The organism is Saccharopolyspora sp. NPDC000995 (assembly GCF_053599315.1).
Genome location: NZ_JBSFLZ010000038.1, coordinates 26477 through 51092, shown reverse-complemented (window position 1 = coordinate 51092; position 24616 = coordinate 26477). Strand labels below are relative to the sequence as shown.

The window sequence follows — 24616 nt, the reverse complement described above, 5'->3', positions numbered from 1 at the left end:
GCCGTTCCTCGTCGCGCAAGTCGGCGACGTTGAGGCGGTCGCGGATCTGCCCGCTCGGCGCCTGAAACGGCTCGTCGCCGGAATCCAGCGCGGTCGGGATGAACTGCGCCGTGCGCTGCGCGATGGGCAGCCCAGGGCCTCGTTCTCGGTGATTTCTAGTGAGAGCCGCTTCGACCACCGTCATGTGGTCAGCTCACGCCCGTCTTGCAGGTGCGGCCTGCTTGAGGCGCCGCTGCCGGCGGGCACCGTAGAACATCGTCCAGGTCAGCAGCAGCGCGATCGTACCGATACCGAGCACCGCGGACAGCGCGACCATCACGTCTATGGGCAGCACGAAGGCGAGCCCGACGCGCACCCCCGCTTCGACCAGCAGCGCGACCGCCCACACCGCGGTCATGAAGATGAAGCTGCGGCGGAAACCCGGGTTCGATCCCCAAAGTCCCTCCCACGCCTTGACGTTGTCGCCGGCGGAACGGAACCGCCTCGCGGCGTGGAACATCGCTGGCTTGCCGACGAAGCAGCTGGCCAGGAAGATCAGCCCGGTCAGACCGGTGCCCAGCGAATCCTTGATGACGAGAGCGCGATCGTCCCCGGAGATCAGGACGAGCGGGAGCGCGAGCAGGTAGGTAAGCAGCATGAAGCCTGCGAACGGCTCCAGTTTCCCGGCGCGGAACGCGACGAACAACAAACGCGCCCCGGCCACTCCGGCGCCGGCGAGCAACGACACGTGTTCACTGAAACCGTAGGATCGCAGGCCGTAGTAGGCCGCCATCGGCAGACCCACGTCAACCAGCAGACCGCCGAAGATCTTCAGGAACTTGCGGACCGCCGAAGGCGGCTGCGCCTGGGGCCGGGACATCGTGGGCGTGTCGGTCGGGGCAGCGGTTGTCGTGCGGTACTGGGAAGTCATCATGATCAGGCATCCAATTCTGCGTCGGGTACCCAAGATCCGTGGAATCCGGTGGGCACCCGGCGGGGTAGGTGCACGGTGGCAACCGGGGCGGTGAAGGTGTCGGTGGCGTCGAGCACGACGAGGTCGCAACCCTTGCCGGTGCGGTCGCTGACGATGGACAGCAGCCAGCCGTCGTCTTCGTTGCGGGCATCTGCCGAGGGCACGAACGTGGCCTCGCCCGCGGTCCGGTCGGCACCGAGATCGTGCAGCTCGCCGACGCCGGTGGCGGTGTCGTACTTGACGATCGCGGCACCGGCGTTGGAGTTGTCCAACTGCTCGGCGACGGCGTACAGGTAGCGGTTGTCGCGGCCGATGTGCTTGTCGTTCAGCGTCGGGAACTCGACTCCCCGATCGTCGATAACCTGCTCCTGCACGGAACCGGCCGCAAGGTCGAAGATCCAGCGGTGCAGGGTGCTGCGACCGGTACCGGCGAACTCGTCGACCAGCCCGCCCGCGCGTCGGGTGCGACCGTCGCCACCGAGCCGCGACCAGCCGGCTCGGAAGGTGTTCCGGTCCCAGCGCACCGCGTCGAGCACTACGCGTCCGGCCGCGTCCTCGCGGGCATTGCCGACGTGGAAGACGTAGCAGGGGTCGATGTCGAACCAGCGCACGTCCGGCTTTCCGTCGTGCGCCATCACCCCCAGCCGGGCGCCGTAATCGTCGTTCCACCGGTAGGGGATGGCGCGGCCGACCAGGTCCAGGTCGAAGGTCACTGGAAGGTCCAGCCAGATGACGTAGTTCTCGGTGATGGCGAAGTCGTGCATCATCGTCGCCCCCGGCACGTCGACGACCTGGCTGCGGACGAGTTCGCCGGCGGGTGACAACCGGTGGTGGGTCAGGTACGGCGGCCGGGACCCGTAGCCGAAGAAGTGCAGCTCGCCGGTGGCCGGGTCCTCCTTGGGATGGGCCGTCATCCCATTGGTCAGCTGACCGCCGAACGCGCGTGGCCCCTCGGTGTGCAGGTCTGCGGTGAGCTCGTAGGGCAGCCCGCCCTCGCAGAGCGCGAGCAGGCGCCCCGAGTGCTCGATGATGTGGGTGTTTGCCGGGGTGACCGAGCGGTCCCGCGCCGCGCCACCGGCGCCCTCGAAACGGCCTTCGAGCAGGTTCGTGCGCACCCAGCGATTGCGGTACCACTCCGCGCGGCCGTTGCGAATCCGGATGCCGTGCACCATGCCGTGCCCTGCGAACCAATGCCCGGGGCTTTCTCCTGGCAGCGGATTGGGCCCGTTCCGCAAGTACCGGCCGGCCAGCTCCCGGGGCAGTGCGCCGGTCACCGGCAGGTCTAAGGCCTCGACCTCGTCGGGCACAGGGGCCAGGTGTCCGACGAGGTAGGCCGGTAAGGCTTCGGCGACTTCCGTCATTGTTCCCCCTTCGGGAACGAGAGAGATCCCAGCAACTTCGGCGATGACTTTGACAGGCATCTTTCGACATGTCAAATACGACATGTGCAGATGTACATGACTGTTTCGTCAGGTAGGGTTCGGCTTCGGAGGTAACGATGTCGCTGCGCTATGCCCTGCTCGGACTGCTGGCCGACCAACCGCAGAGCGGTTACGACCTGACGCTTCGATTCGAGCACTCCCTGAAGCGGTACGCCTGGCACGCCAGGCACAGTCAGATCTATCCCGAGCTGAACAAGCTCGCCGCCGACGGCCTGATCGCTGTCGTGGCGGAAGGCGCGCGAGGTCGTCGCACCTACGCGCTCACCGAAACCGGCAGGGAAGCGCTGCACAGCTGGCTCACGGACTGGTCTTCCCTGCAGCCCGTCCGAAATGAGTTCGTGCTTAGGCTCTTCCTGATGTCCACTCTGGATCCGGCGGAAGCGCTACCCCTGCTGCGCGGTGTTCATGACCACGCGAAACATGAGGTGGCCGAACTGGAAGCCAGGATGGAGGCGGTCAGTGGACCCGACGGGCAGTGGAAGTTCGGCCGACTAGCGGCCGAGTACGGCTTGCGCCAATACCAGGCGATGCTGGAATGGGCGGAATGGGCCCAGGCCGAGTTGTCGCGGGTTGCGCCGGACGAGAAATCCGCCGACGCCACCCCATGAGCTCCAGCAGCTGTCGCAGCATGTGGCAGCAGCCTACGTCGGGGTAACGGCTCACGGCACCAGGCACTGGTGCGCGATCGGTGGCTCCTGCTGCTTCCATCAGCCGAATCAGTGCGCGCACAAGCTGGGGTAGGACCATGCCCGATCATCAGGCGCTTCCGCGCGCTGAGTCCTTCCGGGAGGCGGCCGGACAGCAGAGCTCTGCGGGCTCTACGGTGATGACCATGGACAGTGTTGCGGGGCTTCGGTCGAGGTTGCGAGAGTTTGCGGCAGCCAGGGACTGGGAGCAGTACCACACACCGAAAAACCTCGCGATGGCGCTCAACGGAGAGGCCGGCGAGCTGATCGCGGAGCTGCAGTGGCTCGATGACGGCGGGGCCGAGGTCGCGCTGACAGAGGGCCCTCTCAAGGAGCGGCTTGCGGACGAAGCAGCCGACGTGTTGCTCTACCTGGTCCGCCTGACCGACGTGTGCGGGATCGATCTGATCGCGGCCGCCTATGCCAAGGTCGAGCGAAACGAGACCCGCTTCCCGCCAACCACCTGAGCAAGGCAGTTCATCGAGCTTGCTGAGCTGACGATCCCCAGCGCGGGCGAGCCGGTTTCGTTTCACGTCGCCGGAGGACACCTCGACCGGCGCGGTGCCGGCGATCGTCGCGTCGATGCACCTCATTCAATATTGTGGCGGCGAAGACGTCTGATGTCGCGCTGATGCGGCTGCGATCCGGCGGTTTCCGAGCTCCCGGATTCGAGACTCGACGCGTTGAACGTTCCAGAACGCCCCCACATCGATGAATGCCGAGAGGGCAGACATCAGTGCGGCTCGGGCTTCGTCGACAAGACCGCGCTCGGTGAGCAGGGCTGCGGCGTCCTCGTCGGCGGCGGCGCGTTCTATCCTGCGGCCAATGCACCGGTAGTGGTCTGCCGCCGCGACGACCTCCCCGGGATCGCGGGTGACGAGCCCTCGGCAATGTGCGACTGCCGCCTCACGTGACGGTGACGGGGTTCGGCTGCAATCGGACTCGCACACCCGCAGCGCGGCTCGCGCCTGATCGGGTTTGCCCAGGTGCGTTGCCAACCGGACCACTCTGGGAAGCCATCGGTAACGATGCACCATCGGCGCGAAGTCCGATTCGATGATGGGGGTGAGCCAGGCCAGCGCCTCAGGCAGTCGGTCCTGCTGCTCGGCGAGCAACGACCGTGTCGCGAGCACGAGATCGATGCCGGGCTGGAACTCGGTCCGTGACCACTGTCCTGCGCAGTGCAGGTGTGCCAACGCCGTCTCCTGGTCGTCGCGGTGCGCGGCGATCAACGCCGCGACTCCGTGAACGATCGTGGACGCACCTGGCCGCGCCAGCAAGTATGACTCCGTCTCCGGTGCACATTCGGTCACCGCGGTGACCCTGGCGAGCGCGTCGTCCCACATCCCCAGCCAGTAGTAGTGCACTGCGCCGGCAAGCGCGATCTCACCAGGCAGGGTGTATGAGGTCGCGAAATGCTCGGCACCCCGCAAAGCCGCCAAGGGGTCGTTGAGGTGCTCCAGACTCTGAAGTGCGAGTGTCGTGTCCTGCAGGGCGAGCAGCCACAGGTCAGCGAGTTCGGGCACCGCACTGAAGGCGTCCGGTCGGTCGAGCGAGTCGTGCGCCACGCGTTGGTTGGGCAGCACGGCCGGGTCGGCGGAGTCCAAGCTGTCTAGCAGGGGCTGAATCCGCCTCTTCCAGCTATCGGCAACACGCTCGTCACACATCGCCGGACGAAGCGTGCTGAGGGCGGCGCCGAGCTGGTCTTTGCGATAGTGGCTGTAAGCGAGGATCAGACGTGCCTCCGCAGCGAGCAGGCTGTCGGTGGTCCTAGACAACACGTACTGAGCTGTGTTCGCCGATACTCGGCCCAACGAGAACAGCAGTCGAGCGAAGGTCGCCGACAGCTTCTCGCGCGCCGGACCGGACATCGATACGTGGTTGAGCGCGGCCCGCAACAACGCCGTCGCGGTGCGCGGCGCGCTGTTGGCCAAGACAGCGACGTTGGCTTGCAGCCAGTCGACCACCCACGAATCCACCGGCTCCGGTGCTGCGATCAACTGGCCAGCGACCCGCTCGGCTGGCGCTCCGGCCTGAGCCAGGGCTGTTGCCAACTGCCGGTGCAACGCCAGCCGGACGGCCTTGGGAATCCGGCTGTAGAAGGCTTGGTGCACCACCGGATAACGGAAGGCGAGCAATTCCCCGGATTCCTTCAGCTGCCCGGTGGCACACGCCTCGTCGATCACCTCGCTCAGTTCCGACGCCGGCTTTCCCAGCGCGGTCGCCACGTCGGTCGGCGAGAAGCGTTCGCCGAGCAGCGCGGCCCAACGCAGGAAATCCGCAGTCGGGCCGGATAAGAACACCAGCTGGCTCCCGATCGCCGAGAGCACGACGTCCGGAACCACCCCTCGCAACGACGGGTCGGTCTCGGCTTTGTCGTCGGCGAAGACGATCGAGCCAGTGCGCAGCAGACCATTGACGATCTCCCGGATAAACAGGGGGTTTCCACCCGCGCTGTGGACCAGTTTCCGCAGCTCGGCGTTGACCGGCAGCCCAACGATCTTCTGGACGAGATCGCCCACCTCCGAATCCTGCAAAGGCGCGAGTGCGATAGCCTCGCTCTCGACTTCTGCGTAGGCGCGCAGTCGCTGCAGTCCGCACCGAGACGGCATGGGTCTGCACGCCCCGATGAGCAGCAGCGGCAGCTGCCTGCTGGCCTCGCACAAGCGCTGCCATACCAACAGGCTCGTTTCGTCGGCCCACTGGAGGTCGTCGAGCACCAAGATCAGCGGAGCTTCCGCGCACAGCTCGCTGACCAGTCCGAGCAGGCGGTGCACGGCCTCCGGCAGGCAGTCTGCGGGAACCGATGCGCGGTGACCGCCGCCCAGAGCGTACGCCAGTGCGGCACGCCGGGGATCCGCCGAATCCGGCTCGATACCGAGGCAGTCCAGCAGGGCATGCAGCGTGAAAGGCTGGTCGAATTCGTCGCAAACCCCCCACGCGAGTTGGCAGCCCGACGCCGTCGCCTCGGCGAGTCCTTCGGCCAGCAACCACGATTTCCCGATGCCGACCATACCTTCCAGCCACACCGACTGCCCTTTTCCCGCAGCGACCTCGGACACCGCTGTGCGCAGGAAGGCCACCTCGTCCGCACGGCCGACGAAGTTGGCGGGACGGATAGGTTGCGGAGATCCGACCGACGCCACCTTGGGTGGCGTCGGTTTCGGGCCTGGTACCTGAACGTCGGTGTGCGTCAGTCCGGGGGCATTGGCCAGTATTTGCTCGTGCAGGTCTTGCAGCCTCGGCCTCGGTTCGGTGCCCAACTCTTCGATCAGCGTTCGGCGGGTTTCGTGGAAGACCGCCAGTGCGTCAGCCTGTCGGCCACATCTGTAGAGCGCGAGTATCAACAGCTCGCGCAATCCTTCTCGCAATGGGTGTTCACGTGCCAGAATCGACAGCTCCGCGACTATCTCGGCATGTCCCCCCGCGGCGAGCATGAGCTCGGCGCGCCGTTCCAGTGTCGCGAGGTGCAACTCGGCGAGGCGCGCTCGTTGGTTCGTGGCGAACGGTCCGGGAACGCCTGAGAGCGCCTCGCCCTTCCAAAGCCGCAGGGCGCAATCCAATGCTTCAATGGCTCCGGCCGCGTCCCGTGCGGCCCAGCAACGCTGGGCGCGATCACGGTGCTCCTGGAAGCGGTGCACATCGCACGCCTCCGCCGGAATCCGCAGGCAGTAGCCAGCGCTCACCGAGGTCAGGAGCTCCTCGGCACAGCGTCGTGCGCGCCCGGGCTCCAGAGCGTAGCGAATGCCGGAAACATAAGTGTAGATGCTGCCTTCCGCGCTGGTCGGGGGAGTCTCGCCCCACACTGCGTCGATGAGCTCCTGCCGCGAGACGGCACGGTTGGCGTAGATCGCTAGGATGGCCAGGACGGCCCGGCGGTGGGCCGAACCGAGCGCGAGCTCTTCGGTTCCGCGCCAGGCCCGCACCGGGCCGAGTAACTCGATGCGGAGTTCGGCAGTCATCGGGTCACTCCAGTCCTCAGTACACACTCGTCGAGGCGCAAGGCGCACCAATCGGAGTCAGCCGCTCGAGTGCGCGCGGTGACAATACCCGAGCCCATGCCCGCCAAGAGCCGGTCCTATTACACACTTCGGGTGCAAAGTCGATTCAGTGAGGTGATTTGAGCAAGGATCGGTCCAAGTGTTGACCAAATGTGATCTACCAGGGGAGGGCTCCTCTTGATCACGTGCCGTATCGGCACACGCGAGGCACGCTGGTCGCCGACCCCGTTTTCGCAGGCATTGCTGGGCTGCGGCGTTTGCGGACCGTCCTGTGGTCCCCACGTCGACCGCTGATCACGCGACCGGCTACCGGTATCTCGACAGTTCATCATGGGTGGCGGCCCAAGCCCGGATCTGCACGAAGCCCTCCAATCGGGCAAAACCTGCGGTCACGCTTTGTGATTCTGGACGTAAAGATTCTCTCCTCCGGCCGTGTCGGTGAGAAGCAGAAGTGTTCAAAGGCACCCAGATCGACCGGTGGTGGTATTCCGGCAAGACCCCGACGGCAGGGCGGCGACGTCCAAGCCTTGACTCAAGCCCGGCGGGTTCCCGCCCCGGGGCTTGCAACGTCGTACCCGGCTCGGGTACACGACATGTTGCGCGGACTGTGCGTTTGGGTGAATGTGGATTCGCTGCGCTCGCGTCCCGCTGGGGCGCTCCGCGACATTTCACCACCGGCCTCGTGAATCGGCACCACCGGCAGAGTCGCACTCATCCGGGCCCACCACGGGCACGGCGGCCCCATCCTTCACCGAAAATCACCTCGGTGCAGCGTCCTCTCGCGGGCCGCGGCGCTGTTGATGGTCTTCGCTGCGGCCCAGCAGTCTGGGCAGCTCTCCCAGAACCAGTCGGTTTCCTTTGGCCGGACTAATTTGATGGTCTTACCGCAAAGTGCGGTTAACTCGGTGCCGAGCTCGCGGTGAAGTTGCTCCTTGCGCATGGCATGTCTGGCGCCGTACACCGGCCGCCACCGAACGGTGCTCACGTTGATCGTCTCCACATGTCGTTGCGGAACTGGCGCCGTCGGTTCTCGATGCCGCTGCATCAACCGACTCGCGATGTCGACGTTACGAAAGCAAGACCTCGACGTTACGAAAGCAAGCGGGTAATTCGCGATTGGTCGGCACCTACGTGCCCCTTCGGGTTGCCCGAGATGGCCTAAATCACAATTCGGTGCTTCGTCGACAAATGTAGCGCTACGGGCGCTGCCCGTTCGCGCAGGATTTTCGGAGCAAAACAGGAAGAGTTGCCTCAGTGGGACATGGGAGCTGCCCGGACATCCCGTTCTTGTGCGGAGATCTTGACCATTCGGAACCTTAGCCTCAGCATTCCTCTCCAAGTGTCACGAGCACGACGAGTCTAGCGATCTTCCGTGGGTCGCATTGGCGTGTTGTCCAGGAGATGACACCGGAAACGAGAGAACTCTGTGACTAAGCAAACACTACAGGATCCCAGTCAGCCGGAACCGGAAGCACATGTGGACCCTGGGGACAAGGGATACAGCAAGTCCTTGAAACCTCGGCACATCAACATGATCGCGATTGGGGGTGCGATCGGTACCGGGCTTTTCCTCGGAGCGGGTGGACGGTTGGCGCAGGCTGGCCCGGCGCTGGCGATCGCGTACGGCGTCTGCGGTGTGTTCGCGTTCTTCGTTGTGCGTGCGCTGGGCGAGCTGATCCTGCACCGGCCGTCGTCGGGTGCGTTCGTGTCCTACGCGCGGGAGTTCATGGGCGAGAAGGGAGCTTTCGTTGCCGGGTGGATGTATTTCCTGAACTGGGCGACAACGGGTATTGCCGACATCACTGCGATCTCGCTGTATGCGCACTACTGGAGCTTGTTCGTGCCCGTGCCGCAGTGGGTGCTGGCGCTGGTGGCGCTGGTGGTGGTGCTTTCGCTGAACCTGGTCTCGGTGCGGCTTTTCGGTGAGATGGAGTTCTGGTTCGCGATCATCAAGGTCGGCGCACTGGTCGCGTTCATGGCGATTGGTATCGGTCTGCTGGTTACGGCACATCCGATCGGTGGCACGGTGCCAGGGCCGCAGTTGATCACGGACCACGGAGGTATCCTTCCCAACGGTCTGGTGCCGTTGGTCCTCGTGGTCCAGGGGATCGTGTTCGCCTATGCCGCCGTGGAGCTGGTCGGTGTCGCCGCGGGGGAGACGGAGAACCCGGCGAAGATCATGCCGAAGGCGATCAACTCGATCATGTGGCGGATCGGCATCTTCTACGTCGGTTCAGTGGTGTTGCTGGCGATGCTGCTGCCGTGGAACGCGTACCAGAAGGGCGAGAGCCCGTTCGTGACCGTCCTGTCGCAAGTCGGAATTCCGGCTGTCGGTGACGTGATGAACCTCGTGGTGCTGACCGCGGCGATGTCCAGCCTCAACTCGGGCCTTTACTCCACCGGCCGCATCCTGCGCTCGATGGCGGCAGCCGGTTCGGCTCCCAAGTTCACCGGCTTGATGAACCGCAGCCAGGTGCCCTACGGCGGGATCATGCTCACTGGCGCGGTCTGCGTGCTCGGTGTGGGGCTCAACTACGTGGTGCCCGGTGACGCGTTCGAGATCGTCCTGAACTTTACTGCGATCGCGATCATCACGACCTGGGGCATGATCATGCTGTGCCACCTCCTGTTCGTGCGCAAGTCGCGGACCGGAGCAGTCACGCGGCCGACCTACCGCTTGCCAGGCTCGCCGGTCACCCAGATCGTCACGATCGCGTTCTTGCTGTCCGTCGCGTTCCTGATGTGGTTCGACGTCCCGGCAGGGCGGATGACCCTGCTGTGTGTGCCGGTGCTCGCGGTTGCACTGGTGATCGGCTGGTTCTGCGTCCGCAAGCGGGTGGCCGCGGCGAAGGCTCTGGAGGGAACCGGCGAGGATCATTAGCCGGGTTCCTCCAGAACGTCGGTGCGCCCTTTGTCCGCGCCTAGGGAACGCCGGCACGGGACGCGGTCACGGGTAATTCGGGGTAGCTCGTGACCGCGTTCTCGTATTTTTCGCTGCGCGCAGCGAAAAGAGTGTCCCGATGGGTTCTGTTTTCGGCGTCGCGGGCGCTAAACTATTGATGGAATTGTTGGTGGTGTGGAGTCGGACTTGAGGTTGAGGGTAGTAGCGGTGAAAACAGGTACGATTGTGAAGTACGATGGGATCAAGGGGTTCGGTTTCATTGAGCCGGACACCGGTGGTGATGACGTGTTCCTGCACGCGTCCATCCTGGGTGAGCAACTCAAGCAGGTTCTTCGCGGCGGCACGCGGGTCCAGTTCGAGGCGGCGCCTGGCAACCAGGGCACGAAGGCCGTAGCTGTGCGGTTGCTCGGCGCCGTTGCGCAAGCGTCGGTGGCGCAGGTCGCCGACGATGGTCGGATGAGCGCCAGTGATGATGATTTGTGCGACGTTCTGACGCCGGTCGAGTTCACTGAGAACGTCACGAATGTGTTGATCGAGGCTGCGCCCGACATGACGGGCGGGCAGATCCTGCAGGTGCGCGAGCAACTCGTTGCGTTCGCGCGGCGCCACGGCTGGGTGGAGGACTGACAGGCCTCCCCGGCGTCGTGGACTGGCTTCGCTGAACGCCCGGAAGATCCGCATGCCCGGTCGGGGCGCAACGCCCTTCTGACCGGGCATGCGACATTTATCACCTGCCCCACGACCGACCGCCAATCGTTTTCGCGGTCTGGAACTCGGATTTCGGCTGAGTCGTGTTTAGCTGCGGCGGGCGCCACCGCTGCGCGAACGAGACAGGGAGAGAGTCTCGCGGTCTTCAGCACGATCGTGAACACCTTCGGCGGGCGCTGGTACGACCAGAACTGGAACGCGCAGCTCACGTCCCCGGAATTCCATGCAGCGGCGCACTTCTACGTCGAATTGTTGCGAAATCACGGCGAAGTGGGTGCCTCCAACGCCGGCTTCTCCGAGTGCGGCACGCGCTACGCGCAGGGCCAAGCGGCCATTTGGTACGAGGCGACGGTGATGACCAGCATCAATGAGAATCCCGCAGCGCGATCGTCGGGAAGTCGAGCTACGTCGCGGCACCGGTGCAGTCCACGCCGGCCAGCGGCTGGCTCTACACCTGTGCGCTTGGCTAAAGCCAGGTCCCACCGGGCAGCCGATTGTCGCCCTACCAGATCCCCGAGTACCAGCAGACGGCGCGCGACTACGCGTGGCGCGCAAATGTTCACTTTGGTCGCAAGGAAGGGGTTGCCTTTGGCGACGCCACGTTGGTCGGCTCAACCTGTCCACACCGAGCACCGGGGTACTGCGGCGTTGCGGCCAGGCGTTCGCGCTGAATTGGACGCTCACCTGGGATTCTTCGGCAATCGGATGGATGTTTGCTTCCTCGTGTCGGCGGCGAGTCCTGAACTCGTGCCGGTTCATCTTCATCGGACCATCGGGCGGTTCGCGCGCGGGGTCCTGCTCGCTGGTGAAAAGCAGATCTTTGTCCATGCCACCACGTTGTCCCCGCGCGAGGTCCGCTACCGGGTCGAGCCGACCGACTGATGGTGGCCGCAGGCCCTTGATCAGGTAGACGTAATGCGCAGACTCCCGGCTTTAGCCGTGGGGAGGACGTCAAGCGATGCACCCCTCCGGTGAGCCGAATGCCGACGTGATCTTCGCTGTCAGAAGTCCACAAGCGGTTACAGGTCAAACAACAGCGCGTTCCGTCCCGCTGGAATGCCGCGATCAGCGCTGAGAGCGACGTTTCGGGCGGTGCCTGCTGCCTGAGGGATGAGCTGTACCCGTTCGGCGCCAGGTTCGGCTCAATGTGCCGCCTCACGCCGGCCCTCGACGCCGGCCAGTGTTCGCCGCCCGCGTTCAGCTGCTACTTGCGGCGACTTTGCATTTGCTCGAATGGACGGTGCGACGAGGCAACCCGGGTTACTCATTTGGCCAGTCCCGAGGGGCGGAGTGGATACCTCAGGCATGGTCGTCCAGACATTACGGGGAGGAAACGTTTTGGCAACGGGAGATCAGCCCGAGGATGGCAGGCTTGTGTTGCGGCAATTGGAGACTGAGATGTCGGACGCCCGCCAGCACGTCCTGAGGTGCCGTGCGGCGGGTAACGAAAAGGCCGCCCAACTGCATGTCGTCTGGATCGATCTCCCGCTCGAGGAGTGGAGCCGGTGTAGCCTGACCGCGCAACAGTTCTGGTCGGGAGAACAAACGTAGAGAAGATGTAGAGAAATCGTGAAGACGGTCTTCGCACACTGAGATCACGACATCACAGAGCGTGTGGGAGGCCCCGATGAACCGAGTGCGCGTGGGCGTGCAAGCCGAAGACCCGATCACCCTGGCGGGCTTGACGAGTTTCCTCAAGACGCGCACGGAGCTCTTCGTGGTGCCCAACCCCGCTGAAGCTGATGTGATCGTGTTCGCCGCAGATCGCGTCAATGCCAAGATTTTGGCCGATATGCGGCTTTCCGCACAGCAGTGGTCGGTGCCCAGAGTGCTTGTTACCAACGAACTCAACCCGGCTGATGTGCTCGGTGCGGTCGAATCCCGCGTGGTGGCTGTGCTGCCGCGCACTGCGGCTACCGGATCGAGACTGATCAGCAGCGTGATCGCCGCGGCCAAGGGTGGCGGCATGATGCCACCCAACCTGCTGGGCGAGTTGCTCAAGCAGGTCGATTACCTGCAGCGGGAAGTGTTGACCCCGAAGGGCTTGAGCGCATCCGGGTTGACCTCCCGGGAAGTAGACGTACTGCGGTTGATGGCTGACGGACTGGACACCGCGGAGATCGCGCAACGGTTGTGCTACTCCGAGCGGACGGTCAAGAACGTCGTCTACGGGGTGACCAATCGACTCAACCTGCGCAACCGGCCACACGCGGTGGCCTATGCGATGAGAGTCGGAGCGATCTGATCAGAAGGAGACGGCCGACGTGGGTGTGCGACTACGCGAAACCGGTGGCCGCTCGGCTAACTTCCCTGCGCTGGCTACCGAATCCGGCGTATGCCGGAAGGTCGCGGCACGAAGGAGGACCTCGATGCTCGCCACGGATGAGATCCCCGCGAATACAGCGGGATGCGTGCTTCCGTGCTCCGACGAACAGGGCAGCGATCGCGAACTGACGCTTGTGTTCGCTGGACGTAGGATGGTTCTGACCACTCCAGATGGTATTGACGTGGTGCTCACGCCGTCGCAGGTCGAACGGTTGCGCGCGGCGTTGCGAGATCTGTTGTTGGATGTCGACCCAGGCGATTACGTGTGAATTCAGGTCAGCGCCTTGTCTGGGACGTGTCTGCGAACTTCGTCGACGACAGCGAATCGAGAGTGCACGTTCAGCTTGCCCAGGATGCTGGTTACATGGCTTTGCACAATTCGCCGTGGGACGGCCAGCTCGGCCGCGATGTCCGGGTTGGAACGTCCTTCCGAGACCAGGATTGCGATCCTGACCTCTTCCGGAGACAGGGCAGCCCAGCCTTCGGCGGGGCGCACGACCCGGGCGTGCGGACTCGGGAGAATCCCATGTGCGCGGAGCCTGGACTCGGCTCGGCGGATGTCCCAGCGGGCGGACAGCAGGCCGAATTGCTCAACGGCCTCATCGAGTTTGCGCTGGGCGTCGTCCTGCAGATCCCGTTGCGCCAGGAGCAGCGCCACATCTTCTAGAGCTGCGGCGAATTCGACCCCGCGCCCCACCTCTCGGTAGTGCTGCGCCGCGGCCATGATCGGTTCGGGGTCGCCCGAGATGAGTCCTTCGCAGCGGGCAGCTGCGGTGAACGCCCGAGCCGGCTGACTTTCCTCGGCCGCTTCCTCACGGCACACGTCCAACGCTCGGTGTGCCCGGTCGAGGTCGCCGAGCTCAACCGCCAGCCGGACGAGGTCCGGCAGCCATTGGTGCCGCAGCATCAGAGGCGCGAACCCCGGACTTAGGATCGGATCCATGATGGACAGAGCCTTGTCCGGTTCCCCGCGTTGCTCGGCCGCCAGTGCCTGCGCGACCAGCAAGAAGTCGACGTTTTCTCGCTCCGCGCCGCTCGCCGGCGAGTACTCCTCGGCCGCGTCGAGATGACGTGCGGTCGTCTTGGTGTCTTCCCGCCGCCCGGCGATCAACGCGCCGACTCCGTGCGAGAGCAACGCGGCCGGACCGGGCTCGCGCAACCCGTAGAACGAGATCGCAGGTCCATCCTCGGTCAGGGTCTGCAACTCGAGCATGGCTTCGTCCCAGCGGCCCACCCAGTAGTAGTGCACCGCCTCGGTCACCTGGAGTCCGCTGGACGAAAGGTGCTGTGCCGCGACCTTGCGGGCCGAGCGCATCGCCTCTTCCGCCTCGCCCAGGCGATCCAGGTTCTGCAAGGTGAACGTCCGGTTGTCGAGCAGATCGAAGCGGAATTCGGAGAGATCGGGATCATCGCCGATCACCTCGAGCGCCCTGTCGACGTACTCCAGCGCTCGCCTGTGATCCCGGCGCACCGTGTCCACCAGCCACCTGGTCTGCAACGCGTGCGCGATCGGGTAGGGCTCACCCGCCGTCACCGCCTCCGCATAGGCGTCAATGGCGCTATTCTCGGTCGCGTCGAGGTCGCTGAGGTCGCCGCGGCGGAAGTTGGCCTGCAACGATCTGTGCCTGGCTCGCCAGATCTCCGGGACCGCGAGATCGTCTGCCGAGCCCCCCAGAGTGTCGATCGCCGCGCCTGTTTCGCCCCTTCGGAACAACATCGCTGCCAGCAGCTGTCGCATCTCCGCCGACCGGTACGGGTCGGTCGCGATGGCGAGGGCTTGCCGCACTTTCGGCTCAGCGTCGCGGCCCGCCCGGAACTGCACCTTCGCGAGCGCGGCGAGCAGCACTTCTCGGTTGGCGTCACCGGTCGGGCAGCTTTCGAGCGCACGTTCGAACAGCTCGATGGCGATCAGCGGCGCCCGGTTGGACACCGCGACGTGGTTGTCCGCCAGCCACTCCAGCACCCAGCGGTCGTCGGCGGCCGGTGCGGCCAGGAGTTGTTCGGCGACCTGTCGCACCGGGGCACCGCCGCGGGCGAATGCCTCCGCCGCCTGCCGGTGCAGCGCGCCCCGCACTGCCTTCGGGATTCCGTCGTAGAGCGCCTGCCGCAGTAGCGGGTGCCGGAACGCCAGCTGGGTCTCGGCATCGACGACGACATCGGCAGCGACAGCTTCCTCAAAGGCCGCCAGAAGCTCGAACACTTGTTGGCCAGTGGCCGCGGCAACGTCGGTGACGGAGAATTCCAGACCGAACAGCGCACCCCAGCGGAGCACTTCCCGGGCACGTGGGGATAGGAAGTCGAGTCGCTTACCGACAGCGGCAACGAGGGATTGAGGGGCATCCGAGATCGATGACGCAGGGACGTCGGCAGTGCCGTCGCCGATGGCCACGGCGTCGGCCCGCAGCAAGGCGTCGGTCATTTCCTGGACGTACATCGGGTTTCCCGCGGCGCGTCCGGCGATTTCCCGCAGCACCGGACCTGGTTTGGCGCCGACCAATTCGCCGAGCAGCTGTTCGGTCTCGGTCTCGGACAGCGGAGCCATCAGGAAAACCTCGCCATCCCGCGATTCGACGGCGCGGCGCAGTTGTCCCACCTCCGCCCGGTCTGGTGCCGGGCGTGATGCCGCGACCAGCAGCAGTGGTAGTTGGCGTGTCGCCGCGCAGAGCCGGTGCCACACCAGCACGCTGGCCTCGTCCGCCCACTGCAGATCGTCGATGACCAGAATCAGCGGCGAGATCGCGCAGATCTCATCGACGAGTTCGAGTAGCCGGTGAACCGGGTCAGCGGAATGCTCACCGTGCAGGGTGGCGGCAAGCTGTGCCCGCCGCGGGTCGGATGCCGTCGTGTCGATGCCGAGACACTCCGTCATGACCTGGAGCGGGAATCGCTGACTCAGTTCGTCGGCCACCGCCCATGCGAGTTGGCAGCCGCGGCGGCCGGCATCTGCGAGAGCAACTGTGAGCAGCTCGGATTTTCCGATCCCCGGATCGCCCTCGATCCACACCGGTCGGCCACGGCCCGCGAGTACCTCGACAACCAAGTCCTGCAGGCGTGCGACTTCCGAAGCGCGTCCGACGAAGCGGCTTTCCTCGCTTCGCTGCAGTGCACGGGTGACGTGGGCCGGAACGATCGAGAGCGGTGCGCTGCTGGTCGACCGTGGTGCTCTGCTAGCCACCGATGCCCTCGCCGGCTCTGCGTCCAGTGCGGGATCGTTGGACAGGATCTGTTCGTGCACTCGACTGAGCTCGGGCCCTGGTTCGACACCGAGCTCGTCAACCAGCATCCGGCGGGCGTCCCGGTAGACCTCCAATGCCTCCGCCGGTCGTCCGCTGCGGTACAAGGTGGTCATTAACAACACGCGCAGGGACTCCCGCAACGGGAAGTCGCGGACCAGCCCGGCAAGCTCCGCAGCCAAATCCACGTGACCGCCCAGTGCGAGGACAGCGTTCGAACGGTGTTCGATGGTCGCTAGGCGCAATTCCGCCAGGCGTTCGCGTTGGCGCTCAGCGAATGGCCCCGGAATGCCGGATAGCGCTTCCCCGCGCCACAGACCCAACGCAGCGTCCAGGGATTTAACGGCGGCCTCGCAGTCACCGGAGGAAAGCTGTTGCCGGCCCTGGGCGCGCAGTCGCTCGAAGATGGCTACGTCCAGGGCTTCCGGGGCGAGCCGAAGCGTGTAACCGGCTGGTTGTGAGACCAGGACGCCGTCGTTGGACCGTCGGGAGCGCTGCGGTTCGAGGTTGCGGCGCAGGCCTGAGATGTAGGTGTAGACGCTTCCTTCGGCGCTGGTGGGGGGGCGTTCTCCCCACAGGGCGTCGATGAGTTCATGTCGGGAGACGACGTGATTGGCGTGCAGCGCCACCGCCGCGAACACCGCTCGTTGGCGTGGTGGGCCGAGCGTGATCTCCTCTTGTCCGAGCCAAGCGCGTGAAGGCCCTAGCAATTCGACCTTGAGCGGGCCGCTCACGCTCGCAGGCATTGCCACCCCTAGTTACACAGAAGCCACCGATGGTTGGGTCTCTTGCAAGGTAGTGCACCTTCGGGCATCCGTTTGTGTCCTTGATCTTGTTTGCGCGAAGGACTGCCCGTTTGTACACGCTTACAGTTTGCCCGAAGGATTGCCTCTTTGTGCACGCGCGCCGTTAGGAGGGGTGCATCGACACCGCGACGTCTTTGACGGCATCTCGAGGCCGGTGTCATTTCTGCTCGTCAGCTTGACCCCTGGGCTGTTCCACGCCTTGCGGCGGGTGGTCGTCGGCGGTTTGCGGCGGCCTGAAGACGGCGTGAAGAAGTTGTGGATCCAGCACGGCCATGCTGGTTGACGTGCAGGATCCGACGCTAAGGAGTGCAGCCATGGTGAGCCAGAACCACAAGACGATCCGCTCTACCGCGGTTTTCGACCTGATGGCCCCGGCGGGCGTGAAGGCGCCGGTTTGGGTGGAACTGCGGTACGAGAGCCGTGAGCCGTACGCGGTGAACATGAGCTTCCACGCGGGGACGAGTGGTCAGATCGACTGGGTGATCGCCCGGGACCTGGTCGCGGACGGGCTGCTCGTTGCGAGTGGCGAAGGTGACATGCAGATAACCCCTCACCCCGACAACCACGAGCTCGTCATCATCGCATTGAGCTCGCCCTCCGGGGCGGCCGCTTTCGAAGCGCCCGCTGACAAACTGGCGGAGTTCCTGGACGAAACCTACGACGTCGTCGCCCCCGGTGACGAGCGCCAGTGGATGAGCATCGATGAGGAACTTAGTCGATTACTGCAGACTGACCTGCATTGATTGAGGTAATCTCAGTAAGGCTGTGTCGCCGGTCGCCTGGGTTGAGAGGCGGCGTTGGGTCCTTGATAGAACAGTCCTCATCACAATCATCTTCTTCCGGGCGGACCCCACGTGATCATCTAGCGTTTGCCTGTGATGATGGTGGAGGCTTGTTCCGGTGCGTGGTCTGAATCGTATCGTGCCTGGCCTTGATGCCTTGAGCGTGATCAGTCGGCTACGACTCGCGGAGGGTTTGCCGCCGTCGGTTTGATAAACGTGTTTCGATAGGGACCTTCGCGTCCGGCACGATCACAGGTCTGACCGTCACGGTCGGCGGTGGGCCTGTTGTGTTCGGTGAGCAGACCAGCGGACAACGCCCATGACCAGCATTCTGCCGCAGCCTCAGACCGACAGCCGGATCTCATCCTCGTTGGGGCGGGGCTGGCCCACTTCCTGCGTGCCGCCGGTGTGGATGTAGTCGAGGTCAACAGGCCGAACCGGGCGATGTGCAGGCGCCGCGGCAAGAGCGACACGGTGGATGCCGAGGCAGCCGCCCGCGCGGTGTTATCCGGTGAGGCCGGGGTCACGCCGAAAAGCGGTGACCGGCCGGTGGAAGCGATTCGGGTGCTCAAACTCGCCTAGGACATTGCGGTGAAGGCCAGGTGCAGGCGAGCGACCAACTCAAAACTGTCGTGGTCAACGCCGCGCCGCAGTTGCGCGAAGAACTCGCTTCGGTGAGTCTCAGCCGGCTCGTTGACCGTTCCGCCAACCTGGATTCCAAGGCATGTTGCGGTTTCGCCGCCGCTGTCGCGTACACCTCGGTCGGCCGTCTTGTCGTATCTAGTACAGCTCGCTGAGGAAATCCACGACCTCCAGCAGCGCATCACCACGGCCGTCAAGTCCGCCGCGCCCGCATTGCTGCAGTTGCGTGGTATCGGCCCGGACTCCGCATCGACGCTGCGCATCGCCGCTGGCGATAACCCGCACCGGTTGCGAAGCGAGTCCTCGTTCGCGGCGTTGTGCGGTGTCAGCCCGGTCGAGGCGTCCTCGGGCAAGCTCAGCGCCATCGCCGCAACAGAGGCGGCATCGGCGGGCCAACGCTGCGCTGCTCCGAGCCGCACTCACCGGCCTGCGATGGGACAAGCGCACCCGCGAGTACCTGCAACGGCGAGGCACCGAAGGTCGGTCCAGACGCGAGATCATTCGCTGTCTCGAACGCTTCCTAACTCGGGCCGTATACCGAATCATCCGCGATGCACTCGCCACGCCCGTTTGACAATTTTGTGAGACCGCGCGGGCGGCCTGATGGGCATAGGTGCATCACGCTCGACGTTTCCCGTGAACACGCCTGGTATCTCGAGCAAGTTGCTGACCGATGACCGCCGCCGTTGTCGTACCCGCAAAGGACGCCAGGCATTGAGTTGTTTCTGTCAGGCAGTGCTGCGTCTGCGCTGGTTCAAAGACCGACCTGCGGTCTCGCCCAATCCGCGCCTTTTCTGGCAGCAGAATAGGGGGTAGGAATTCCTACCCCTCGAGTGGGTCTCCACAAGTCGGCGGGTCTTTGCAGGATCACCGGCGGCTGCGGGGTTCGAGGCCGTGCCGCACTGAGTGGATCTTGCTGCTGAAGACGCGCGTGCATGCGGAGAGCTTGCGGGCTGCGCTCTCGCGGAATCACCGCACGGATGTCGACTTTCGGACGACCACACATACCCTGAGCTGGACGTTCGGATGAGCCGAGCCGTGGGGCGGGCACATCGCCCTGTCTTCGGTGTACACCGGCAGAATCAACGAACGCGGGGAGACGACCGTGAACGCGGCTCGCTGGGGAGGTGCCTCGGACGGCGCAGGCGCCATGCCCTTCGTAGAAGGCAGCCTCTGGTATTTCTGCGTAGCTGGCTTTCGGGCGTTTCCGGGGATCAAGCCAGACCGAGGAAGCGGGGTGCTCTGATCCTGACGGTCGGGGCGTCAAGAACAGCTTGCGAGTCCAAGCGATCAACATCCGTGAGGTTGCCGTCGTACGTTTCGATGACCATGCGGAGAAGGCCACGGTCCTCGCGGGACATCCGCCGCCGTTTTTCCGCCCCGATGGACGCCATCGCCTCCGCTGCGGCCAGCACGTTTCCGCGCTCCAGGTCGTTTGCCACCATGTTCGTTTGCTCCTCGTCGAGGGCTGAGCCCATGTGGAAGAGCACCTGATCGAGGGCGCCTGTGAAATCCTGTGGTTGGGTGGCCGGTAGGGCTGTATCCCGGTCCGTGATGGACATCTCATCCTCCCTTTGGGCGGTCCGAGCATAAGGTATGAAAGTGTGCGGCTGATCTTTTTGCCGCAGGGATGCGGACCGCCTTTGGCTGGCAATTGACGCGATAAAAGCTTCAGGTGGGAGTATTCGTTCCCGATGCCTGTATTGCAACGTTAGCGCCCCGCTGAGGTATCGGCTAGCGCGTTGCCCTCGTGTCCCTGCGAAGCTGCACGTATCCGCACGTGGTGGCGGGTTCGGCTAAACACATGTGCGGAGGTGGGATGGCGAGATTTCCGCGGGACTTCACGCGCGTGGTAGAGCTGATCTGGAGAAGACGTAGAGACCTTGTGGAGTCGGCTCCGGCATGTTGTTCGTGCAGTGGGAGAGAGAAACCACGGGAGGTGCGATGGAACGAGTTCGCGTGGCTGTGCTTGGCTCCGATGCCATTACGCATGCTGGGCTTGTAAGTTGCCTCAACTCTCGCGCCGAGGTGTTGGTGGTGCCGAATCGAAGCCTGGTCGAGGTGGACGTCGTCGTCCTGGCAGCCGAGCGGCTGACTGACGGGGTGACCGCCTTGCGTGCCTTGGGGACTGACTGGGAGCGCAGTGCGGTCCTGGTGATTGACCAGTTGGATCCGGCTGGTTTGCTCGCGGCGGTGGAATGTGGTGTGGCGGCGGTGATTCCACGGAGTGCGGCCACCGAGGATCATTTGATTAGAATCATCCAGGTCGCCGCGACCGGAGGCGGCGTGCTGCCGCCGGAACTGATCGGAGAGCTGCTCCGCGAGATTGCTCGTCTGCAGCGGGAGGTCCTGGCGCCGCGCGGTATCAGTGCTTCCGGGTTGACACCTCGCGAGCTGGAGGTCGTCCGCTTGCTGGCCGAGGGCTTGGATACTGCTGATATCGCTGAGAAGCTGGCCTATTCGGAGCGCACCGTGAAGAACGTTATCTACGGAATGACCAACAGGCTCAAGTTGCGCAACCGGCCACATGTCGTCGCCTACGCTATGCGCGCAGGCGTGATCTGACACGCGTCAATAGTCCGGTTCCCGTTCGGGCGCCGCAATAAGGGTGCGGACGGGTGCGAATTGCTGACGGCCGTACCGCCGATGTTGGAGAATCTGTTTTTCGTCGCCGAACGAGGAAGTTCGCTCTGCGAGGCAATCTTCTGGAAGCTCGATGCCTCAGCAGCGTCAGCCTGGGCGATCAAACCACAGGTGCACGGTGCGGGCGTAGATCGAAAATTAGAAGATTGTGGCAGCAGGGACGCTTGCTTGGCAAGTCCCTTTTTGGAGGGATTGCCGCCGTGGCCCACGTGGATCCTGGTGATCGTCCGCGGTCACACGACCGTGGCAGGATGTACCAATGGGCAGATTCGGCTTCCCGATGTGGACACACTTTTCGGTGCCCGGTGAACTCATGATCAGTTTGCGACATGGTGGTTGGCGACTGACAGATTGAGGAAGTGCGATGACGATGAGACGTTCGTCCTGGTCAACCCTCGCGTTGACCATGGTTCTGCTGGTGGTATTGGCAGGTTGCGGGGGAGTCGGCGGATCCGACAGCGGGAAGATTGAGATCAAGGTCGCGACCTTCGGCGAGTTCGGCTACGAACCGCTGTTCGCGGAGTACGAGGCGCAGCACCCAAACATCGACCTCGTGCCCCAGGTCTCCGACTTCGAGGCTCACCACAAGGGGCTGGCCACCCATCTCGCAGGCGGGAGCGGCGTCGCCGACGTCGTCGCGATCGAAGAGCAGTACATGCCGCAGTTCCTGCAGTCGAAGGACAAGTTCGTCAACCTGGCCGACTTCGGGGCCAAGGAGTTGCAGGGCCAGTGGGCCCCTTGGAAGTGGGAGCAGGGGGTCAGTAAGGACGGCAGCTTCGTCCTCGGCCTCGGGACTGACATGGGCGGTCTCGCACTCTGCTACCGCCGTGACATGTTCGGGAAGGCTGGCTTGCCAACCGACCGCGATGAGGTGGCCAAGTTGTGGCCCACCTGGGAACAGTTCGCCGCTGTTGCCGATCGGTTCAGCGCGGCGGTACCTGATGCGAAGTTCGCCGATTCCGCCGGCAGCATCTACACCGCGATCCTCAACCAGTCCGAGGAGAACTTCTTCTCCAAGGCGGACGATTCGTTCATTGCCGACCGGAACTCGAACCTGCGCCGCGCCTTCGACATCGCCGGGAGCATCGGGGCGAAGGGGCAGACCGCCAAGGTGACCACCTACACCCAGGCGTGGAACGTCGCGGTCAAGCAGGGTTCGTTCGCCGTCATGAATTGCCCGGCCTGGATGCTGGAGCAGATCAAGGATGCGGGCGGCAATGCGAACACGGGCAAATGGGACGTCACGACGGTTCCCGGCAACAGCGGCAACCAGGGCGGCTCCTACCTTGCTGTGCCCAAGCAGAGCGCACACCAGAAGGAAGCCTACGACGTCGCGAAGTGGCTGACCGCTCCAGAGCAGCAGAAGAAGATCTTCTTGCAGAGCGGAATCCTGCCCAGCACACCAGCCGCTTACCAGGCCCCTGAGGTGGTCAGCAAGACCGATCCCTACTTCGACAACGCACCGGTGGGCAAGATTTACGCGGCCGCTGCGGACACCCTGCGACCGAACTACCGCGGTCCTAAGGACAGCCTCGTGCGCCCGAAGTTCGGTCTGGCGCTTGGCCGCGTCGAAGACGGGAAGCAAACCCTCGACGAGGCGTGGGCCGAAGCAGTGCAGCAGGCACGCGAAGCAGTCAAGTAGGGACCGATGCCAGCGCGCCCGGCGTCCTTGCCGTCAACCGTTTCGGGCTCACGTTCGAGCCAGCTGTTAGCCAGGGTCGACGGTCGAGTGACGCCGTACCTCTTCATCGCGCCTTTCTTCGTGTTGTTCGCGGTGTTCGGCCTTTTCCCGCTGCTGTACACCGCGTGGGTCTCGCTGCACGACTGGCACCTGATCAACGGCGATCAGGGTTTCGTCGGGTTGGCGAACTACTCCGCGTTGTTCGCCGACCCCGACTTCTACAACGCGCTGTTCAACACCACGAGCATCTTCCTCGTTTCCACCGTTCCGCAATTGTTGGCCGCTCTCGGCATTGCGGCCTTGCTTAACCGGCCATTGCGCGCGGGAACCGCATGGCGGGCCGGCGTCCTGCTGCCGAACGTCGTTTCCGTGGTCGCCGTGGCGCTGGTTTTCGCCCAGTTGTTCGGGCGTGATTTCGGCGTGGTCAACTGGGCCTTGGGGATGTTCGGGGTGGAACCCGTGGACTGGGAGGGGCAGCGCTGGTCCTCCCACCTGGCCATCGCGGTCATGGTGATGTGGCGTTGGACCGGCTACAACGCCCTGCTTTACCTGGCGGCTATGCGCAACGTCCCGAGGGAGCTCTACGAAGCCGTAGCGCTGGACGGAGCATCGAGGTGGCGGTCGTTCTGGTCGATCACCGTCCCGGGAATCCGACCGACCATCATCTTCACCGTGGTGGTGTCGACGATCGGTGGCCTGCAGCTGTTCGCGGAGCCACAGCTGTTCGACTCGTCGGGAACCGCGGGAGTCGGTGGCAACGACCGCCAGTTTCAGACGTTGACCATGTACCTGTACGAGAAGGGGTTCGGCCTTTTCGACGCCGGGTACGCGGCTGCCATCGCGTGGGTGTTGTTCGTTGTCTGCCTGCTGTCCGCCTTGGCGAACTTCGCGCTGGTCCGTCGAATTCGGGGAGGCGGCTGAGTCATGAGCGCGAGTGTTGTTGGCCGACCGCCGCAGGTTCGCGGTTCCGCGCGCGCGCGGGGGCTGGACCGCCGGCCCGGCGGTCTGGTCTACGGTTTTCTCTTCGCGGTGGTCGCGACGTCGGTTTTCCCGCTGTACTGGTCCTTCGTGGTGGCTTCGAGTGACGGATCGGCGATCGGTGAGGCGATTCCGCCGCTGATCCCAGGTGGCTACTTCCTGGACAACGTCCGACGTGTCTTCGACACCGTGGATTTCTGGTTGGCGATCCAGAACTCGTTGATCGTGTCGGGCACGGTCATGGTGTCGACCGTCGTGCTGTCGAGCTTCGCCGGATTCGCTTTCGCCCGTCTGCGCTTCCCAGGAAGGAACACCCTGTTCCTGGTCGTGCTCGGTACGGTGATGGTGCCTGCCCAGCTCGGCGTGGTCCCCTTGTACATGGTGGTCGGAAATTTCGGCTGGTACGGCCGTTTGGAAGCGGTGATCGTGCCGGGACTGATCAACGCGTTCAGCGTCTTCTGGATGCGCCAAGCGTGCGAGGAAGCGGTGCACGTCGAGCTGGTCGATGCGGCACGGGTCGACGGCTGTTCGCTGTGGGGAACGTTCTGGCACGTCGCGGTCCCTGCGATCCGCCCGCAAGCGGCGGTGCTGGGCATGGTGACGTTCATGGCGGCGTGGAACGATTTCTTCTGGCCGCTGATCGTGCTGGACCCGAACGAGAGCCCCACGGTTCAGGTCGCCCTGTCGAGGCTGGCGAGCGGGTACTTCCTGGATTACTCGTTGATGCTGACCGGTACGACACTCGGCGTTTTGCCCGTTATCATCGTATTTGTCTTGCTGGCACGTCAGATCGTGAACGGAATTACGCGAGCTTCAGTCAACGGATGAGGTGGTT

The 24616-nt window shown here is 64.4% G+C and carries 22 protein-coding genes and 1 pseudogene; 15 read left to right on the top strand and 8 right to left on the bottom strand.

What is annotated here, in order from left to right:
* From ACWDKQ_RS15530 to ACWDKQ_RS15520, 3 genes are all read right to left on the bottom strand, one after another.
* The coding region (locus ACWDKQ_RS15530; RefSeq protein WP_450139414.1) for a hypothetical protein at window positions 1-184 on the bottom strand (184 nt) is incomplete at its 3' end.
* 9 nt (window positions 185-193) lie between these two features.
* A complete protein-coding gene (locus ACWDKQ_RS15525) occupies window positions 194-913 on the bottom strand; it encodes a VC0807 family protein (RefSeq protein ID WP_450139413.1) in 720 nt (239 codons plus the stop codon).
* Window positions 914-915: 2 nt separating this feature from the next.
* Entirely contained in the window at window positions 916-2313 is a 1398-nt protein-coding gene (locus ACWDKQ_RS15520; RefSeq protein ID WP_450139412.1) for a carotenoid oxygenase family protein, read from the bottom strand.
* A gap of 137 nt (window positions 2314-2450) precedes the next feature.
* Between ACWDKQ_RS15520 and ACWDKQ_RS15515 the strand changes: the two genes are divergently transcribed.
* Window positions 2451-3002 (top strand): PadR family transcriptional regulator, encoded by a 552-nt coding sequence (locus ACWDKQ_RS15515; RefSeq protein ID WP_450139411.1) that lies wholly within the window; start codon window positions 2451-2453, stop codon window positions 3000-3002.
* 218 nt (window positions 3003-3220) lie between these two features.
* On the top strand, window positions 3221-3547 hold the full coding sequence (locus ACWDKQ_RS15510) for a nucleotide pyrophosphohydrolase (protein ID WP_450139419.1): 327 nt from the start codon (window positions 3221-3223) through the stop codon (window positions 3545-3547).
* Window positions 3548-3673: 126 nt separating this feature from the next.
* Here ACWDKQ_RS15510 and ACWDKQ_RS15505 read toward each other — a convergent pair whose 3' ends face one another.
* Complete coding sequence (locus tag ACWDKQ_RS15505; RefSeq protein ID WP_450139410.1) at window positions 3674-7042, bottom strand: BTAD domain-containing putative transcriptional regulator; 3369 nt, start codon at window positions 7040-7042, stop codon at window positions 3674-3676.
* A 787-nt stretch (window positions 7043-7829) separates the two neighbouring features.
* Window positions 7830-8066: a zinc finger protein gene (locus ACWDKQ_RS15500; RefSeq protein WP_450139409.1), complete on the bottom strand. Its 237-nt coding sequence runs from the start codon at window positions 8064-8066 to the stop codon at window positions 7830-7832.
* 441 nt (window positions 8067-8507) lie between these two features.
* Between ACWDKQ_RS15500 and ACWDKQ_RS15495 the strand changes: the two genes are divergently transcribed.
* From ACWDKQ_RS15495 to ACWDKQ_RS15470, 6 genes and pseudogenes are all read left to right on the top strand, one after another.
* Entirely contained in the window at window positions 8508-9962 is a 1455-nt protein-coding gene (locus tag ACWDKQ_RS15495; RefSeq protein ID WP_450139408.1) for an amino acid permease, read from the top strand.
* A gap of 228 nt (window positions 9963-10190) precedes the next feature.
* Window positions 10191-10610 carry a cold-shock protein gene (locus ACWDKQ_RS15490; RefSeq protein WP_450139407.1) on the top strand — a complete coding sequence of 140 codons (420 nt, stop codon included), beginning with the start codon at window positions 10191-10193 and terminating at the stop codon, window positions 10608-10610.
* Between the two features lie 207 nt (window positions 10611-10817).
* Window positions 10818-11236: pseudogene (locus ACWDKQ_RS15485) on the top strand (sugar ABC transporter substrate-binding protein); the annotation flags it as partial.
* Window positions 11237-11363: 127 nt separating this feature from the next.
* On the top strand, window positions 11364-11573 hold the full coding sequence (locus tag ACWDKQ_RS15480; RefSeq protein WP_450139406.1) for a hypothetical protein: 210 nt from the start codon (window positions 11364-11366) through the stop codon (window positions 11571-11573).
* Window positions 11574-12318: 745 nt separating this feature from the next.
* Window positions 12319-12936 (top strand): helix-turn-helix transcriptional regulator, encoded by a 618-nt coding sequence (locus ACWDKQ_RS15475; protein ID WP_450139405.1) that lies wholly within the window; start codon window positions 12319-12321, stop codon window positions 12934-12936.
* Window positions 12937-13060: 124 nt separating this feature from the next.
* Window positions 13061-13285, top strand: coding sequence for a hypothetical protein (locus ACWDKQ_RS15470; protein WP_450139404.1), 225 nt, complete (start codon window positions 13061-13063; stop codon window positions 13283-13285).
* Between the two features lie 2 nt (window positions 13286-13287).
* Here ACWDKQ_RS15470 and ACWDKQ_RS15465 read toward each other — a convergent pair whose 3' ends face one another.
* Entirely contained in the window at window positions 13288-16995 is a 3708-nt protein-coding gene (locus ACWDKQ_RS15465) for a BTAD domain-containing putative transcriptional regulator (protein ID WP_450139403.1), read from the bottom strand.
* A 374-nt stretch (window positions 16996-17369) separates the two neighbouring features.
* Here ACWDKQ_RS15465 and ACWDKQ_RS15460 point away from each other — a divergent pair, with 374 nt between their 5' ends.
* A complete protein-coding gene (locus ACWDKQ_RS15460; protein WP_450139418.1) occupies window positions 17370-17798 on the top strand; it encodes an SsgA family sporulation/cell division regulator in 429 nt (142 codons plus the stop codon).
* 333 nt (window positions 17799-18131) lie between these two features.
* Entirely contained in the window at window positions 18132-18419 is a 288-nt protein-coding gene (locus ACWDKQ_RS15455; RefSeq protein ID WP_450139402.1) for a hypothetical protein, read from the top strand.
* On the opposite strand, the gene ACWDKQ_RS15450 is transcribed toward ACWDKQ_RS15455, so the two are convergent.
* A complete protein-coding gene (locus ACWDKQ_RS15450; RefSeq protein ID WP_450139421.1) occupies window positions 18416-18844 on the bottom strand; it encodes a hypothetical protein in 429 nt (142 codons plus the stop codon). The genes ACWDKQ_RS15455 and ACWDKQ_RS15450 overlap by 4 nt on opposite strands.
* Between ACWDKQ_RS15450 and ACWDKQ_RS15445 the strand changes: the two genes are divergently transcribed.
* Window positions 18735-19064: a transposase gene (locus ACWDKQ_RS15445; RefSeq protein ID WP_450139417.1), complete on the top strand. Its 330-nt coding sequence runs from the start codon at window positions 18735-18737 to the stop codon at window positions 19062-19064. The genes ACWDKQ_RS15450 and ACWDKQ_RS15445 overlap by 110 nt on opposite strands.
* A 629-nt stretch (window positions 19065-19693) precedes the next feature.
* Here the strand turns inward: ACWDKQ_RS15445 and ACWDKQ_RS15440 are convergent.
* Complete coding sequence (locus tag ACWDKQ_RS15440; RefSeq protein WP_450139401.1) at window positions 19694-20041, bottom strand: hypothetical protein; 348 nt, start codon at window positions 20039-20041, stop codon at window positions 19694-19696.
* A gap of 340 nt (window positions 20042-20381) precedes the next feature.
* Between ACWDKQ_RS15440 and ACWDKQ_RS15435 the strand changes: the two genes are divergently transcribed.
* From ACWDKQ_RS15435 to ACWDKQ_RS15420, 4 genes are all read left to right on the top strand, one after another.
* Window positions 20382-21044 (top strand): response regulator transcription factor, encoded by a 663-nt coding sequence (locus tag ACWDKQ_RS15435; RefSeq protein ID WP_450139400.1) that lies wholly within the window; start codon window positions 20382-20384, stop codon window positions 21042-21044.
* A gap of 442 nt (window positions 21045-21486) precedes the next feature.
* Window positions 21487-22764 (top strand): ABC transporter substrate-binding protein, encoded by a 1278-nt coding sequence (locus ACWDKQ_RS15430; protein ID WP_450139399.1) that lies wholly within the window; start codon window positions 21487-21489, stop codon window positions 22762-22764.
* Window positions 22765-22770: 6 nt separating this feature from the next.
* On the top strand, window positions 22771-23724 hold the full coding sequence (locus ACWDKQ_RS15425; RefSeq protein WP_450139398.1) for a carbohydrate ABC transporter permease: 954 nt from the start codon (window positions 22771-22773) through the stop codon (window positions 23722-23724).
* A gap of 3 nt (window positions 23725-23727) precedes the next feature.
* Entirely contained in the window at window positions 23728-24609 is an 882-nt protein-coding gene (locus ACWDKQ_RS15420; protein WP_450139397.1) for a carbohydrate ABC transporter permease, read from the top strand.
* The last annotated feature ends 7 nt before the right edge of the window (window positions 24610-24616 follow it).